The 13,989-nt window shown below is 64.9% G+C and carries 15 protein-coding genes; 4 read left to right on the forward strand and 11 right to left on the reverse strand.

What is annotated here, in order from left to right:
• The first annotated feature begins 10 nt into the window (after positions 1 to 10).
• On the forward strand, positions 11 to 1,051 hold the full coding sequence (locus ASF60_RS22480; RefSeq protein WP_200941015.1) for an L-threonylcarbamoyladenylate synthase: 1,041 nt from the start codon (positions 11 to 13) through the stop codon (positions 1,049 to 1,051).
• A 145-nt stretch (positions 1,052 to 1,196) separates the two neighbouring features.
• Here the strand turns inward: ASF60_RS22480 and greA are convergent, their stop codons facing one another.
• From greA to ASF60_RS22515, 8 genes are all read right to left on the reverse strand, one after another.
• Positions 1,197 to 1,658 (reverse strand): transcription elongation factor GreA, encoded by a 462-nt coding sequence (gene greA / locus ASF60_RS22485; RefSeq protein ID WP_056190380.1) that lies wholly within the window; start codon positions 1,656 to 1,658, stop codon positions 1,197 to 1,199.
• A 60-nt stretch (positions 1,659 to 1,718) separates the two neighbouring features.
• The gene (acuI, locus tag ASF60_RS22490) at positions 1,719 to 2,705 is read right to left on the reverse strand and encodes an acrylyl-CoA reductase (NADPH) (RefSeq protein WP_056190382.1); all 987 of its coding nucleotides are present in this window, start codon (positions 2,703 to 2,705) and stop codon (positions 1,719 to 1,721) included.
• A 101-nt stretch (positions 2,706 to 2,806) separates the two neighbouring features.
• Positions 2,807 to 3,394 carry a hypothetical protein gene (locus ASF60_RS22495; RefSeq protein WP_056190385.1) on the reverse strand — a complete coding sequence of 196 codons (588 nt, stop codon included), beginning with the start codon at positions 3,392 to 3,394 and terminating at the stop codon, positions 2,807 to 2,809.
• A gap of 192 nt (positions 3,395 to 3,586) precedes the next feature.
• The gene (locus ASF60_RS22500) at positions 3,587 to 4,588 is read right to left on the reverse strand and encodes a cell wall hydrolase (protein WP_056190387.1); all 1,002 of its coding nucleotides are present in this window, start codon (positions 4,586 to 4,588) and stop codon (positions 3,587 to 3,589) included.
• Positions 4,589 to 4,757: 169 nt separating this feature from the next.
• Complete coding sequence (locus tag ASF60_RS22505; protein ID WP_156634363.1) at positions 4,758 to 5,021, reverse strand: hypothetical protein; 264 nt, start codon at positions 5,019 to 5,021, stop codon at positions 4,758 to 4,760.
• A 213-nt stretch (positions 5,022 to 5,234) separates the two neighbouring features.
• Positions 5,235 to 7,907 carry a pyruvate, phosphate dikinase gene (gene ppdK, locus ASF60_RS22510; RefSeq protein ID WP_056190391.1) on the reverse strand — a complete coding sequence of 891 codons (2,673 nt, stop codon included), beginning with the start codon at positions 7,905 to 7,907 and terminating at the stop codon, positions 5,235 to 5,237.
• Positions 7,908 to 8,054: 147 nt separating this feature from the next.
• Positions 8,055 to 8,207, reverse strand: a complete 153-nt coding sequence (locus ASF60_RS24135; protein WP_082508141.1) for a DUF3096 domain-containing protein — start codon at positions 8,205 to 8,207, stop codon at positions 8,055 to 8,057.
• An 83-nt stretch (positions 8,208 to 8,290) separates the two neighbouring features.
• Positions 8,291 to 8,932: a L,D-transpeptidase gene (locus ASF60_RS22515; RefSeq protein WP_056190393.1), complete on the reverse strand. Its 642-nt coding sequence runs from the start codon at positions 8,930 to 8,932 to the stop codon at positions 8,291 to 8,293.
• Between the two features lie 252 nt (positions 8,933 to 9,184).
• On the opposite strand from ASF60_RS22515, the gene ASF60_RS22520 reads away from it, so the two are divergent.
• Positions 9,185 to 9,628 carry a VOC family protein gene (locus ASF60_RS22520; RefSeq protein WP_056190395.1) on the forward strand — a complete coding sequence of 148 codons (444 nt, stop codon included), beginning with the start codon at positions 9,185 to 9,187 and terminating at the stop codon, positions 9,626 to 9,628.
• A gap of 30 nt (positions 9,629 to 9,658) precedes the next feature.
• Here the strand turns inward: ASF60_RS22520 and ASF60_RS22525 are convergent, their stop codons facing one another.
• The gene (locus ASF60_RS22525; RefSeq protein WP_056190397.1) at positions 9,659 to 10,102 is read right to left on the reverse strand and encodes a cyclic nucleotide-binding domain-containing protein; all 444 of its coding nucleotides are present in this window, start codon (positions 10,100 to 10,102) and stop codon (positions 9,659 to 9,661) included.
• Between the two features lie 289 nt (positions 10,103 to 10,391).
• On the opposite strand from ASF60_RS22525, the gene ASF60_RS22530 reads away from it, so the two are divergent.
• Positions 10,392 to 10,586 carry a general stress protein gene (locus ASF60_RS22530; protein ID WP_055953126.1) on the forward strand — a complete coding sequence of 65 codons (195 nt, stop codon included), beginning with the start codon at positions 10,392 to 10,394 and terminating at the stop codon, positions 10,584 to 10,586.
• Between the two features lie 128 nt (positions 10,587 to 10,714).
• Here ASF60_RS22530 and ASF60_RS24140 read toward each other — a convergent pair.
• Positions 10,715 to 11,775, reverse strand: a protein-coding gene (locus ASF60_RS24140) for an IS630 family transposase (protein WP_200941016.1) whose coding sequence is annotated in 2 segments (ribosomal slippage) — positions 10,715 to 11,283 and positions 11,283 to 11,775 — 1,062 coding nt in all. Because the reading frame shifts where the segments join, the coding sequence is not laid out codon by codon here.
• A 919-nt stretch (positions 11,776 to 12,694) separates the two neighbouring features.
• On the reverse strand, positions 12,695 to 13,498 hold the full coding sequence (locus ASF60_RS22545) for a response regulator (protein WP_055953119.1): 804 nt from the start codon (positions 13,496 to 13,498) through the stop codon (positions 12,695 to 12,697).
• 180 nt (positions 13,499 to 13,678) lie between these two features.
• Between ASF60_RS22545 and ASF60_RS25005 the strand changes: the two genes are divergently transcribed.
• Complete coding sequence (locus tag ASF60_RS25005) at positions 13,679 to 13,897, forward strand: NepR family anti-sigma factor (RefSeq protein WP_082508148.1); 219 nt, start codon at positions 13,679 to 13,681, stop codon at positions 13,895 to 13,897.
• Positions 13,898 to 13,989: the final 92 nt, after the last annotated feature.

The raw sequence follows: 13,989 nt of genomic DNA on the forward strand, positions 1-13,989 counted from the left end.
TAGTTTAGATATGAACGATCTGCGGTCAATCCCCGAAGGCTCGATCCCCGAAGGCTCGATCGGCGCCGATGCCACGTCCGAGCCGACCCGTCGCCTTCGCGACGATGCCGCGGGCGTTGCCGAGGCCGCCGCGCTCCTGCGCGCGGGCCGGCTCGTCGCCTTCCCCACGGAGACCGTCTACGGCCTCGGTGCCGATGCCGGCGATCCGGCGGCGGTGGCGCGGATCTACGCCGCCAAGGAGCGCCCGCGCTTCAATCCCCTGATCGCGCACCTGTCCGATCTCGACGCAGCCCTTCCCGAGGGGATCTTCGACGCCGATGCCCGACGCCTCGCCGAGGCGTTCTGGCCCGGCCCCCTGACCTTGGTTGTTCCGGCCTCGCCCACCTGCCGGGTCTGCGATCTCGCCCGCGCCGGGCTGCCGAGCGTCGCCCTGCGGGTGCCGGCGCACCCCGTCGCCCGCAATCTCCTCCGGGCCGTCGGTCGCCCCGTCGCTGCGCCTTCGGCAAATCGCTCCGGGCGCGTGAGCCCAACCGATGCCGGCCACGTGCTGGGAGATCTCGACGGCCGGATCGCCGCGCTGGTCGATGGCGGGCGGAGCTTGGTCGGGGTCGAGTCCACCGTGGTGGCGTGCCTCGGCGGAACACCGCGCCTGCTGCGCCCCGGTGGTATCACCCGGGCCGCCCTGGTGGCGCATCTCGGCTTCGACTTCGCCGGACTGGCGGCCGGGGATGCGGCCCAACCGGTCGGCCCCGGCCTTCTCGCCTCACATTACGCGCCGCGCGCCCGGGTGCGCCTCGACGCGACCGAGGTGGCGCCGGACGAGGCGGTGCTGCTATTCGGACCGGATCCCGTACCGGGCGCCGACCGGGCGCGGGCCCGCATCAATCTCAGTCCGACCGGCGATCTGGCCGAAGCCGCGGCTCACCTGTTCTCGGCCTTGCGCCAACTCGATGGCATCGGAGCGGACACCATCGCGGTCGCAGCGATCGCCGAAACGGGTCTGGGCGAGGCGATCAATGACAGGCTCCGCCGGGCCGCCGCCCCGCGCTGAAATTTTTTCAAAATCATCGGGAACCGAGAGGGCGGCCGCGTGTTGACCCATCACGAAGGCCAGTTCAGCCCCCAATGGCCTTTTCCCTTCTAGGGCTCGGAGCAATCCGAGCCTTTTTTCTTGCGCGGTTTGCGCGAAGGCGGCGTCAGGTGATCTCGGTGATCTCGGCCTCGTGCCCGTTGACCTCGACGACGTCACCGACCGTCTTGCCGGTCAGGGCCCGAGCCATCGGGGAAACGTAGGAGATCGAACCCTTGGCCGGGTCGGCCTCATCCTCGCCGACGATCCGGAAGGTCTGGCGGCTCTCGTCCTCGCGCAGGATCGTCACGGTCGACCCAAAGCGGGCGCCCTCCCCCGTCTCACCTTCGACAAGCTGGGCCGTCCCGAGCCGTGCCGTCCAGTAATGCAGGTCGCGGGTCACCCGCGCCTCATCGGCCTTGGCCCCCGGCTCCAGCGCCGAGAATTCGGCCTGCAATCGCGCCACTTCGGCCTCGATCTGGGCCAAGCCGTCCGGGGTTACGAAATTCGGATGCGACGAGATCGGGCGGTCGGGGAGATCCTCGAAGGCTTCGCCGCCCTCGCGCTCACGTACAAATGCTTGGCTCATGGTATTCCGTGACTTGTGCGTGCAAAAACGCGCGACCTCGACACGACGTTCCTGGTATACTCAGGCGACCTCCACCACCGTCCGCCCCCGCACCCGCCCCTCAAGAATGGCCTCCGCAAGGGTGTCGACGCCGGGCAGCGGCACCGTCTGGGTCATCGCCGCGAGCTTGTCGTGATCGAGTTCGCGCGCCAGCCGTGCCCAGGCTTCGCGACGTTTCGGCTGGGGCGTGGTCACGCTGTTGATCCCCAGCAACGAGACGCCGCGCAAAATAAACGGTGCCACGGAAGTCGGTAGATCCATGCCCTGCGCCAGTCCGCAGGCGGCCACCGCGCCATCCGCCTTCGTGCTGGCCAGAACATTAGCCAGCGTCGTCGATCCAACCGCGTCGATGGCGGACGCCCAACGCTCCTTGGCCAACGGTTTGCCCGGCTTGGACAGCTCGGCGCGATCGAGCACTTCCGACGCGCCCAACCCGCGCAAGTATTCGCCTTCCGCATCGCGCCCCGTCGAGGCGATCACATGCCATCCGGCCCGGGCCATCAGCGCCACCGCCACCGACCCGACCCCGCCGGATGCGCCGGTCACCAGCGCCGGCCCCTGGTCCGGCGTCACCCCCTGGTGGTCGAGAGCCATCAGGCAGAGCATCGCGGTGTAGCCCGCCGTGCCGATCGCCATCGCCTGAGCCGGACTGAGTCCCGCCGGCAGCGGCACCAACCAGTCGCCCTTCACCCTGGCCCGCTGCGCATAGGCCCCCAGATGACTCTCGCCGACGCCCCAGCCGGTGAGCACGACGGCATCGCCCGGCTTATAGTCGCCATGGTCGGAGTGTTCGACGATGCCGGCGAAATCGATGCCGGGAATCATCGGAAAGCGCCGGACGACGGGTGAGCGGCCGGTCATCGCCAAGCCGTCCTTATAGTTCACCGTTGAGTGGGTGACCCGCACCGTAACGTCGCCGTCCATGAGGTCGGCCTCGTCGAAGTCCTTGAAGGTCAGGGACTGGCCCGTTTCCGTCTTCTCGACGACCCAAGCCTTGAAGTGACCCATCGCGTATCTCCGCTTCCTCTGTCAGAGGTGTGGCGGCACCTGTTCGAATCAAGCGCCGCCGAGCGTGTCCGCCGTCAGAGGCGCGTGTGATGGGCGCCCGCTCAATAGCCGTCGTAGATGCTGCCGGAGGAGAAGCCGAGACCGACGCCGACATCCGCCGAACTGGCTCCAGTGATGCCGAAAGCGTCCGGAATGGAACCGACGGCGAGGCTGGGGCCGTAGGTGCCTGGATAGCCGCCCTGGCCGTAATTCGCCGGCACCCAGCCCGACCGTGCCGGTTGGACCAGGACGCGGCGCCGGACACTGGCGTATTCCGGCGGGATCGTCTCCGGGACGGTTTGGGCGGGCTGTACCAGAATGCGTCGGCGGCGCACCGCGTACTGGGGCGGGACGTCGACCCAGCAGCCGATCAACGCGCCATAAGCATCGCGGCGAGTCTGCCAGACGCGGCCGCCCGGCGCCACGACGACCCGTTCGGAGACGGTCTCATAGACCGGCGGAATCGTGCGATAGATCGTTTCGGCAGGCCGTACCAGAACACGCTCGGAGACGGCACCATAGACCGGAGGCGTGTTGACGTGGCGGTAGCATTCGGCCCCGCCGCAGCCGCCGGCCTGGGCCGACGAGATGGTCACGACGGCGCCCGCGAGGGCAGCGATAAGAAGGCGGGGGGCGACCGGCGTGGTCATGAGGGTACCTCGGCGCGAAACGCTCTACGGGACGGGATGGTGCGCGAAGCCTGCGCGCCTCTCGACGTCCCAGAGGCCGCCAAGTTGCCGTCCGATCAAGCTCTATCGAGACTCAAGGTAAAATTAACCCAAGCTTAGGACTACTTAGGTGTTTCCCCGCTTCTGTTAAACACCACGGAACAATACCGAGTTTCAGGTTTGTCCGCGCTTGAGCTGATAGAAAATATGCCGCCCGATGACGTCCATTTTCTTCAAGCGACGCGACCAGCCGGGTCTTACGTAATCGGCATGGTAATGGGTCGCTCCGCCGACCTCATCCAGGTAAGTGCGGCCGTCGATCACCGCGCTCGCGATGCGGGAGGCCGTCTGCCAGGACCCATCGTCGGTGATGCGTAGGGATTTGCCCTCGCATGCGAAGGAGAACTGGCAGCCCATGTAACGATGCCGGTTCTGATACACCACACCGCAGACGTTGCTCGGATAAAGCCCGCTTTTGACCCGGTTCAGAACCACCTGCGCAACCGCAGCCTGGCCCTCCTCGGATTCGCTGCGCGCTTCGAAATACACCGCCTCGGCGAGGCAACGCTGCTCGCGATCCTTGGCATCAGCACCAATCAGGTCGGCGTAGCGATGCCGCGCGACGCCCGGTGGGGTCTCCGGAATCGATGTCCCACCATCGGTCTGTCCGGCCCGCGGTGACCGGCCTGGGAACACCAGGCTCGCGGCCGCGATTTCAATCGGTGTCGCGTCGGCAGGCGCCGGCGTGGTGGACGACAAGGCTTCGGCGCGTGGAATGGCCGGAGTCGCGCCATCGTCGACGACCACGACGGAACCCTCTACCTCCGGGCTCCGGACGCGTCCGAGATCCGGTGTCGGCACGAAGCCCGCATCGACGTCGAGGCTCGGTGCCGCGTTGCCGGGCGGCAGCAATCCTCCACTCATCTCGGTCAGACTGGCCCGAACCAGAATCGCTTCGCTGTCGGTTTCCCCAGGGCGATCGAAGGTTGCTCTGCTCGCCGTCCGCCGTGCCGGATGGCTGCGGGTCTCCGTCCCGGAGAGGCGTGCACCCGGTGATGCAGTGGCAAGAAGCCGGGCGCTTGGCGCAAGAGATCCTGCAATGCCAGGCGCCATGTCGGTGCCGGCCGTTGCCGTGAAGGACACCAGTAACCCGACGCCAGCCGCCCACGGGGTCATCGCGGCACTCAGCCAACGAAGATGCGACGTCCGTCGTGATCGTTTCGTACCCACGCAACCGACTCGCACCAGGATGCCCTACCGTCCGGTTGTTCATCCCACACGCGGGATGCCAGCCGGTCGATCAAACTATCGTGCGGTATGGTTGCGGACCGGTTAAGGCCGCCGCTCAGATCGAGCCGGGTCGTCCATGCGTGGCCGCCAGACTACCGACCAGTGCCGAAAGCCCAGAGCGATCGCCATTCTGGGCACTCGCGATGCGTTCCGCATCGGCGCCGCTTTGTGTGGCGACGGCGAACACGAACAGGGAAAGGGTCGCTAGCCCGCCGATGCTGGCGACGACCCAGAGAAAGACCTGCTGCACCGCTCGCGGAAGTGGAACGGCGACGGAGTTCTCAGTGAGAAACAAAGGGGGTGGGCTGGTATCGTTCATGACGGCGATCCCACGCGTTGGCTGCCGCCCCTCTGGGCAGGATGGCCTGCGCGCAACGGATCGGCACTAGCACTGAACGTGCCCGCGTGAAATCAGTTCGCCGCGTTTTCGACAATTTGTTGAACGGAACGCTGCGCTGGGCCCCCGGGACGGTCACGGACCGCCCCGGATGGATGTCGTAAGCTTCGGGAAAGCCTAGACTGAAGCGTCCGCTTACTTCGAGGCCTTCGCGGCAAGGGCCGCCTGAGCCGCAGCGAGGCGCGCGATCGGTACGCGGTAGGGCGAGCACGACACGTAGTCGAGGCCGACCTCCTGGCAGAAGGCGATCGAGGATGGATCGCCGCCGTGCTCGCCACAGATTCCGAGCTTGATGTCGGGCCGGACCGCCCGCCCACGCTCCACGCCGATGCGCACGAGCTCACCGACGCCCTCCTGATCGATCGAAATAAATGGATCGGCGGAGAGAATGCCCTTCTGGGTGTAGGCTCCCAGGAAGGTCGCGGCGTCATCGCGCGAGATGCCGAGCGCGGTCTGCGTCAGGTCGTTGGTCCCGAAGGAGAAGAACTCCGCCGTTTCAGCGATGTCGCCCGCGCGCAGGGCTGCTCGCGGCAGCTCGATCATCGTGCCCACCTGATAGTCGACGATGCCGCCCGTTTCGGCAGCGACGGCCTTTGCCATGGCGTCGATGCGTGCCTTGACGATGTCGAACTCCATCTTGGTGAAGACGAGTGGCACCATCACCTCGGGGGTCACGGGTGCGCCGGTCTCCTTGGCTGCCTGCACGGCGGCCTCGAAGATCGCCCGCGCCTGCATTTCCGCGATTTCCGGGAAGGCGATGGCGAGGCGGCAGCCGCGGAACCCGAGCATCGGGTTGAACTCGTGCAGCTCGGTCATGCGGCGGCGCAGCTTGTCCTCCGACACGCCCGTGCTGGTTGCAACGTCGCGCACCTCCTCGTCGGTATGAGGCAGGAACTCATGCAGCGGAGGGTCGAGGAGACGGATCGTGACGGGCAGGCCCGACATGATGGTGAACAGCTCGACGAAGTCCTGACGCTGGTAGGGCAGGATCTTGGCCAAGGCGGCCCGGCGGCCCTCCGCGTCATCGGCGAGGATCATCTCGCGAACGGCGACGATGCGGTCGCCTTCGAAGAACATGTGCTCGGTGCGGCACAGACCGATCCCCTCCGCGCCGAAATTGCGAGCGGCGCGCGCATCGGTCGGCGTGTCGGCGTTGGTGCGGACCTTCATGGTGCGGACCTTGTCGGCCCACCCCATCAGGGTGGCGAATTCGCCCGACAGGGAGGGCTCCAGCATCGCCACCTCTCCGAGAAGGACCTGTCCGGTCGAGCCGTCGATGGTGATCTTGTCGCCGGCCTTCAGGGTGGTCCCGGCGACCGAGAGGGTGCCCGCCTTGTAGTCGACGCGGATCGAGCCGACGCCGGAGACGCAGGGCTTGCCCATGCCGCGCGCCACCACGGCCGCGTGGCTGGTCATGCCGCCGCGCGTCGTCAGGATGCCTTCGGAGGCATGCATGCCGTGGATGTCCTCCGGAGAGGTCTCCACACGCACGAGGATGCACTTGCGCTCGGCCTTGCGGGCGGCTTCGGCGTCCTCGGAATTGAAGACGATCTCACCGGTGGCCGCACCTGGCGAAGCCGGAAGACCGGCGGCGATGACCTTGCGCTCGGCTTTCGGATCGATGGTCGGGTGAAGGAGCTGGTCGAGAGCGGCGGGCTCGACGCGGCCGATAGCCTCCTCCTCGGTGATCAGGCCTTCCGCCGCGAGATCGACGGCGATGCGCAGGGCCGCCTTGGCGGTGCGCTTGCCATTGCGGGTCTGGAGCATCCAGAGCTTTCCGCTCTCGATGGTGAACTCCATGTCCTGCATGTCGCGATAGTGGGTCTCGAGAAGACCGTAGATCCGCACCAGCTCGGCGTAGGAATCCGGCATCGCCAATTCCATCGACGGACGATCGGACTTCGCCTCGATGCGGGCCTTCTCGGTGATGTCCTGCGGGGTGCGGATACCCGCCACCACGTCCTCGCCCTGAGCGTTGATCAGGAACTCGCCGTAGAGGGCGCGCTCGCCGGTCGAGGGATTGCGGGTGAAGGCAACACCGGTGGCCGACGTGTCGCCCATGTTGCCAAAAACCATGGCCTGGACGTTGACGGCCGTACCCCAGCTCTCCGGGATGCTGTTCAGCTCACGGTACTTCTTGGCACGCGGGATCATCCAGGAATCGAATACCGCGCCGATGGCACCCCAGAGCTGATCCTCCGGTGCCTGCGGGAAGTCGGAACCGTGCTCAGCCTTCACGATGGCTTTGTACTTGCCGACGAGGTGCTTCCAGTCCTCGGCCCCGAGCTCCGTGTCGAGGCTGACGCCCTTGCCTTCCTTGTAGTGCTCCAGGGCCTCTTCGAAGGCGTGGTGTTCCACGCCGAGGACGACGTTCGCATACATGGTGATGAAGCGCCGGTAGGAATCGTAGGCGAAGCGTGGGTCACCGGCACCTTGCGCCAGGGCTTCGACGGTGACGTCGTTCAGGCCCAGGTTGAGCACCGTGTCCATCATCCCCGGCATCGACGCGCGGGCGCCGGAGCGGACCGAGACGAGGAGCGGGTTCTCCGGATTGCCGAAGCCGCGGCTGGTGAGCGCACCGACGGCGTCCAGGGCGGCCTTGACCTGACTTTTCAGTTCGTCGGGATACTGCTGCCCGTGGTCATAGTAGTAGGTGCAGACTTCGGTCGTGATGGTGAACCCGGGAGGAACCGGCAGACCGAGATTCGACATCTCTGCGAGGTTAGCGCCCTTCCCGCCCAGCAGGTTGCGCATGGACGACTGGCCCTCGGCCTTGCCATCACCGAAGGAGTAGACCCATTTGCCCATCTGTATCCGTCCGCTTGCAGGAGTGAACACTGCCCCATGCCTAACACGGCGGGTTGGACCATCTCATGCTGCAACGCAAGATGAATGGATCATTCAGGGGCCGACACCGTGACGCTTCGGTCCGGCTGTAACGTGGCCGTCAGGCGATCATCCAAACGAGCGGAAGACGCCGAGGCCAATGAGCCCCACCAGGATCAGATAGATCGCAACGATAAAGTTGAGTAGGCGCGGCATGATCAGGATCAACACGCCGGCTACGAGCGCTATCACTGGTTGAACGCTTGAAATCGTGAAGGTCATGAAACGCTTTCCCGGGTTCGTCCGGTCACCGCAGATCCGATGAGGGCTCCAGGGTGACCGTCAGCTACGACTCGCAGTCGACCTCAAACTCGGTACTTGCCGTTGCGCTTGACGAGGACCTGAGTGCCGACGGGCACCCGCTCATAGAGGTCGACGATGTCTTCGTTGAGCATGCGGACGCACCCCGAAGACATCTGCTCGCCGATGCTCCAGGGCTCGTTGGTGCCATGGATACGGAACAGGATGTCACGATTGCCCTGGTAGAGGTACAGCGCACGGGCGCCGAGGGGATTGTCGACACCGCCCTTGCGGGTGCGCGGGAGGTCTGGATTGAGCGACACCATGGTGGTGGTGGGGCTCCAGTCAGGCCAGACACCCTTCCGTCCGACCCGGGCCTGACCCTTCCACGAGAAACCCAGCTTGCCGACGCCGACGCCGTACTGCACGGCGGAGCCGTCTTCCTGCACCAGGGCGAGTTGCCGGTTGTCGATGTCGACGACGATCGTGCCCGGCTTCTCCGGCCCGGTGTACCGCACCACCTGACGTCGGTACTTTGGGTCGAGCCGGTTCTTGTCGACGAGTGGCACGTCATACGGCTTGTCCGGCATCGTTCCTGTGTACCATGCCGCCTCATCGTCCTGCGCGAGATTCACGGGACCGCGCGACTGGCATGCGGCGAGGGGTGCGATCAGGATCAGCCCGAGGACGAGGCGGCGGGATGGCATGGACAACTCCACGTTTCGACGCGTTGGGCGACGGCACTGTCCCCTGACTACCCCTCCCGGCCGCCCGACGTTGTGTCATTCCCGCCGCAGTCATGATGTTGCTGACCTTCCCGGAAGTAGTCCTCGCTCTGTCGTGCCCGGAAGTGACGTTTTCGAGGTGCCTACGATCGGCCGGCGTTTGGAGCCATTGCGTCGAAGGAAGCGGCCTCGCATGATCGGACTCCCCATCCTGGGAACGAGGCACGATCGCGCATGGTCGAGACGCAGACGCTGGCAGATTTTGACACCGGCACAATCCTGACCGATCTCGCCCCGGCGGTGCACCTGGACCATTGCGTCATTCATGTCACCGACTGGGTGCGGTCCAATGCCTTCTATCGCGACGTCATGGGCGCAGAACTCATCCCGCGCGGAGCGGCGTTCGCCTACCGCTTTGGAGGGGTGCAACTGAACGTTCATGGGCCGGGTGTGAATGCGACCCCGCTCGCCGAGCGGCCTGTCATGCCGGGCAACAGCGATCTCTGCTTCCGCTGGTCGGGAACGATCGAACAGGCCGCCGCCCATCTGGCGTCGCAAGGCGTAACCGTGGAACTTGGACCGGTCGAGCGCAACGGAGCCGCCGGATCCGGCGTCAGTCTCTATTTCCGAGACCCGGATGGGTCCCTGATGGAATTCATCGCCTATCCGGCTGCCTGAATCGACAGGTCTACGCTACCCCGACCCCGCCTAACCCCGGGTCTCGGCAAGCTGCTGGTTGGTCTGTTCGAGACGGAGGGCCAATTCCCGCATCACCGCGATGGCGATGGGAGGGAACTGAGCCAGCAACTCCAAAAACACGGTGCGGTCGATCCGCAGTGCGGTGGCCGGTTCTACCGCGGCGACCGTGGCGGAGCGCGGCTGATCGGCCAGGATGCCCATTTCGCCAACCAGGGCATTGGCGCCAAGGAGCGCAAGGCGAAACGGACCATGCGGCCCTTCTATCGCGACCTCGGCCGACCCTTCCAGCAACAGGTAGGCTGCATCGGCGGCGTCGCCGCGCGCGAAGAGTTGCTGCCCCGCCTCGAAATGTACTCGCTCACTCGTGAAGGCAAGCAACTTGAGGCGCGAGGGCTCAACACCCCTGAACAACGGCACTTGGCGAAGGGACGTAACCTCGGTTTCGAGGGTCATAGGGCGGGCTCCAGCGGCGCGACGTCCTTGCGGGCACGCCACGATCGTCATGTATCCAATGCGAGCCAAACAGGCTTTGTCCAGCCCCGGCGAGTGGGGCCACGGATAGCGAAACCCTGACGCCGGCCTAAGGCCGACGGGCTGAGACCACCCAACGCAGGTTCAATGGTCACGCTCGGATTAAATGCCAATGGTGGCGGTACTAACTGCCGGCTCAGCCATCAGACGAGGAACCATCGATATTGGCAAAGGTTGTGATGACAGTGAACGCATAGCTGAGGAGGCACTGATGGCATCAGGAAATTCCACCTCGAAGCGAGGTTTCGCATCGATGGACCTCGAACGGCAGCGAGAGATCGCGAGCAAGGGCGGCCGCAGCGTCCCGGCAGAAAAGCGCTCGTTTTCGCAGGACCGCGAATTGGCATCGAATGCCGGCCGTAAGGGCGGCCAGTCCAGTGGATCCGGTCGTCCCGGCGACGAGTAATTTCGGGACGGCGTGCAGCCTCAATAGGGTGCACGCTGTTTCACGCGAGCCATTCTACGCAACAAGAAACACCCCGTACCTATGGAACGGGGTGTTTCTTGTTGAGGCCTTATACCAACGGGCGCTGATCATAACCGATGAGCCCATTTGCGTAGTCCGATGGACATGATCTTCCAGGGTTGATCGGTGAACCTGTTCCAGGCGTCGCAGCAGCGGTCGACGATGTCGTCGTAGGACGTGAAGATCCGGTCGCCGAGCCAGTTATCGCGGATGAACTGCCAGACATTCTCGACGGGGTTGAGTTCCGGAGCGCGGGCTGGGAGCTGCAACAGTGTGATGTTGTCGGGCACGACGAGGTCGCCGGCGACGTGCCAGCCGGCGCCGTCGAGCATCAGCACGGCATGGGCGCCGGGATCGACGGCGAGGCTGATCTCGACCAAGTGCGCGTTCATCGCTTGCGCATTGCAGCGGGGCAGGACGAGGCCGGCGCCCTTGCCCTTCTTAGGGCAGATCGCTCCGAAGATGTAGGCATATTCCGTACGCTGATCCTTGGGGGCTGTGGGCCGCGTGCCGCGACGCGCCCAGCGACGTGGCAGGGTGTTTTTCTGGCCGACGCGAGCCTCGTCCTGCCACCACAACTCGATGTCCGTGCCGACGGGCAGCGTGGCGCGGATCGCCCTCACCGCGGCGGGCAGGCTTTTTTAAACACCGCCAGCGCGGCCGGATCCTGGGCATAGTGCCGGGGTCTGGCGGAGAGCTTGGCAAAGCCGAGCTTCCGCAACTCGCGCCCGACCGTGGTCTCGTCCAGGCTGACGCGGAAGCGCGCAAAGAGCCAGGCGGCCAGATCCGTGCGCCGCCAGCGCACGACGCCGTCCTGATCCGGGTCTGGACCGCGCTCGACGATCGCGGCCAGCGCCCGGCGCTGGTCGTCGTTCAGCTTGGGCCGCTGCCCCGGTGCCTTGCCGTCGATCAGGCCAACCGGACCATCGGCGTTGAAGGCCAACACCCAATCGCGCACCGTCTGCAGGCCCACCGCTCCGATCCGGGCCGCGTCCGTGCGGTTACCACCATCGTAGATCGTCGCCAACGCCAGAAGACGCCGGCTTTGCCCGGCATCCCGGCTCGTCTTGGCCAGATGGCGCAGAGCGTCGGCGTTGAAGTCTTCGCGAAGCGGCACGGCTGCGGACATGGCAAACCTCCCCGGTTCACCGCATCGAATCAGATCCGCCGCCTATCCGAAACCCCGTGAGTCACCATCAGCGCTCGCTGGTATTAGAAGACAACCGAACGTTTTATGTCATGCACCGGCCGGGCACCATGCGGCGGGCCTCAGGGCCCGCCAGAGAGCTGATCGAGCGTTCACAACCTTCCTGAAGCGGCTTCCGAACACGAGGGATGTCCCGTTCGCTTGCTGTTTGACCGATTGAGGGTGCAACAAGCATCGATCGGTCTCGAATATTCGGTATCGACGCGATGTGAACGGGACGTCCGGTCCGCGGGGGAAACATTGCCTCCCCGCTGGCATTGGCGGGCGCTGATATGACTGAGCGCTGTTGAACGATGTTCTGATCAGCGCTGTGGCGCAGGGCCGGATGTATCAGCAGTGTCAACAGCGCAGCCGGCCCACTCACATTGAGAAACAAGCCGGAGCGAAACATCGTCGTAATCTCCACAGGGAGCTTGACAGGCTAATGCGGTAACGCGGCGCTGCCACAACGGTTCCTTAACCGTTCGATCGTGGGTATCGTGGCGTTAGCCGAATAAATCGCTTTGTCTGGAGTAACGAAAGATCGGCTGCAGGAGCGCTTCCGCTGTGGCCTCAGCGCATCACAGCGGAGAAAGATGCAGCAGGGTCTGGCCCATTCGGAACCTGCGGTTCTCGACGCCGTTGTTCGAGCACCCGGCCGCCTGGTCCTCCCCCGCATTCCCCTTGTGCACAGGCCGGAACCTTCCAAACGGGTCGGATTTTCCGACCCGTTTTTTTATGCCGGCCCGCCACGCGACAGCGGCCCGCGCCGCAACGAAAAAACCCCGGTGCGGACACCGGGGTTGATGAGCGATCGGATGGGAGATCCAGCGCGAACGCGACGTTCCGGGGCTGGGGTATATCAGGCGGACTTCGCCTCACGTCGCCGAGCGCTTTGCTGGAAGAACAGGGCCTGGCTGATCACGGCCGAGACGTTGGCAGGCTGGAACGGCTTCGCAATGAGGAACGCCGGCTCCGGCCGTTCGCCCGTCAGGAAGCGCTCGGGATAGGCGGTGATGAAGATAACCGGGACCTCGAAGGTCTTGAGGAGATCGTTAACGGCATCAAGACCCGAACTCCCGTCGGCGAGCTGGATGTCAGCGAGGATCAGACCTGGACGAGTTCCACCGGACGCGATCTTGATAGCCTCCGTCCGGGTCCGCGCGACCCCGATCACGTTGTGGCCGAGTCCTTCGACCAAAGCCTCGAGATCCATGGCAATCAGAGGCTCGTCCTCAATGATCAGAATCTCGGTTGCCATATCAGCGGCAAGTTCGCGGCCTGCCTCGTCGACGAGGTCGCGGACTTGGCTGACGTCGACGTCGAGAATGATCGCCGCGTCTTCTTCGGAAAACCCTTCGAGGCAGGAGAGCAAGAAGGCTTGGCGTGGCAGAGGCGTGATCTGTCCGAGCCGGACTTCCGCCGGAAGGTCATGCTGCACCTGTTCGCTCTGGCCATTCACGGACAGCGAATTCCAGATTCGGGTGAAGACACGAAACAGGTCGGCCTTCACGTTGGAGCTGCGACCGAGCGTCTCCGGCTCGTTCACGAGAGTCTCCAGGGTGGCCGCTACGTAAGCGTCGCCAGCAACCTGGCTGCCGGTCAGCGCCCGCGCATAACGGCGCAGGTACGGCAGATGCTGAACGACGAGTTGAGCTGTCGACATTATATCCCCTTGGCTTTGCCGTTCTCTCGGGCGCCTCCGCCACAACGCGGAATGCAGGGCTCCGTTCCGCTGGTCGGGAACCGATTGTTCACACCAGCGTTGCAGGTGCAGCCATGGCCTATGTGAAGCCGCAAAACAATCGCGGCGATGTCGCTTGTCGACATCCAAGGGGACCTTAGTATGGATGATGACGGATCGAGGCACGGGCCTTCGGCGGAAGGTTCTACCTCGAAGGCGGACGCCTCGTCGGCAGGACAAGGCCTCAGCGATCACACCCAAAAACGCATCGGTCTACATTTGCGCGCGCTGTACGATACCATCGTTCAGCAGCCCGTGCCGGACCGTTTCCGCGATCTGATCGCCCAGCTCGACACTACTTCTCCCCATTCCGAACCCTAGGGTGTGAACCGAACCAAGACGTTGCGAGAATTCTGGTTTTGTGATTCAGAGCCGCCGTTTGCAGCACGGAGGCGGCGATGGCGGACCTGTTC

The sequence above is a fragment of the Methylobacterium sp. Leaf113 genome (assembly GCF_001423325.1).
Classification (GTDB): Bacteria; Pseudomonadota; Alphaproteobacteria; order Rhizobiales; family Beijerinckiaceae; genus Methylobacterium.

Bases quoted from the DNA above. Each gene is read 5' to 3' on its own strand.
- ASF60_RS22545 (WP_055953119.1), bottom strand. From the start codon at position 13,498: ATGTCGACAGCTCAACTCGTCGTTCAGCATCTGCCGTACCTGCGCCGT.
- ASF60_RS22495 (WP_056190385.1), bottom strand. From the start codon at position 3,394: ATGACCACGCCGGTCGCCCCCCGCCTTCTTATCGCTGCCCTCGCGGGC.
- greA (WP_056190380.1), bottom strand. From the start codon at position 1,658: ATGAGCCAAGCATTTGTACGTGAGCGCGAGGGCGGCGAAGCCTTCGAG.
- ASF60_RS22515 (WP_056190393.1), bottom strand. From the start codon at position 8,932: ATGCCATCCCGCCGCCTCGTCCTCGGGCTGATCCTGATCGCACCCCTC.
- ppdK (WP_056190391.1), bottom strand. From the start codon at position 7,907: ATGGGCAAATGGGTCTACTCCTTCGGTGATGGCAAGGCCGAGGGCCAG.
- ASF60_RS24135 (WP_082508141.1), bottom strand. From the start codon at position 8,207: ATGACCTTCACGATTTCAAGCGTTCAACCAGTGATAGCGCTCGTAGCC.
- acuI (WP_056190382.1), bottom strand. From the start codon at position 2,705: ATGGGTCACTTCAAGGCTTGGGTCGTCGAGAAGACGGAAACGGGCCAG.
- ASF60_RS22505 (WP_156634363.1), bottom strand. From the start codon at position 5,021: ATGAACGATACCAGCCCACCCCCTTTGTTTCTCACTGAGAACTCCGTC.
- ASF60_RS22530 (WP_055953126.1), top strand. From the start codon at position 10,392: ATGGCATCAGGAAATTCCACCTCGAAGCGAGGTTTCGCATCGATGGAC.
- ASF60_RS22520 (WP_056190395.1), top strand. From the start codon at position 9,185: ATGGTCGAGACGCAGACGCTGGCAGATTTTGACACCGGCACAATCCTG.
- ASF60_RS22480 (WP_200941015.1), top strand. From the start codon at position 11: ATGAACGATCTGCGGTCAATCCCCGAAGGCTCGATCCCCGAAGGCTCG.
- ASF60_RS22525 (WP_056190397.1), bottom strand. From the start codon at position 10,102: ATGACCCTCGAAACCGAGGTTACGTCCCTTCGCCAAGTGCCGTTGTTC.
- ASF60_RS25005 (WP_082508148.1), top strand. From the start codon at position 13,679: ATGGATGATGACGGATCGAGGCACGGGCCTTCGGCGGAAGGTTCTACC.
- ASF60_RS22500 (WP_056190387.1), bottom strand. From the start codon at position 4,588: ATGACCCCGTGGGCGGCTGGCGTCGGGTTACTGGTGTCCTTCACGGCA.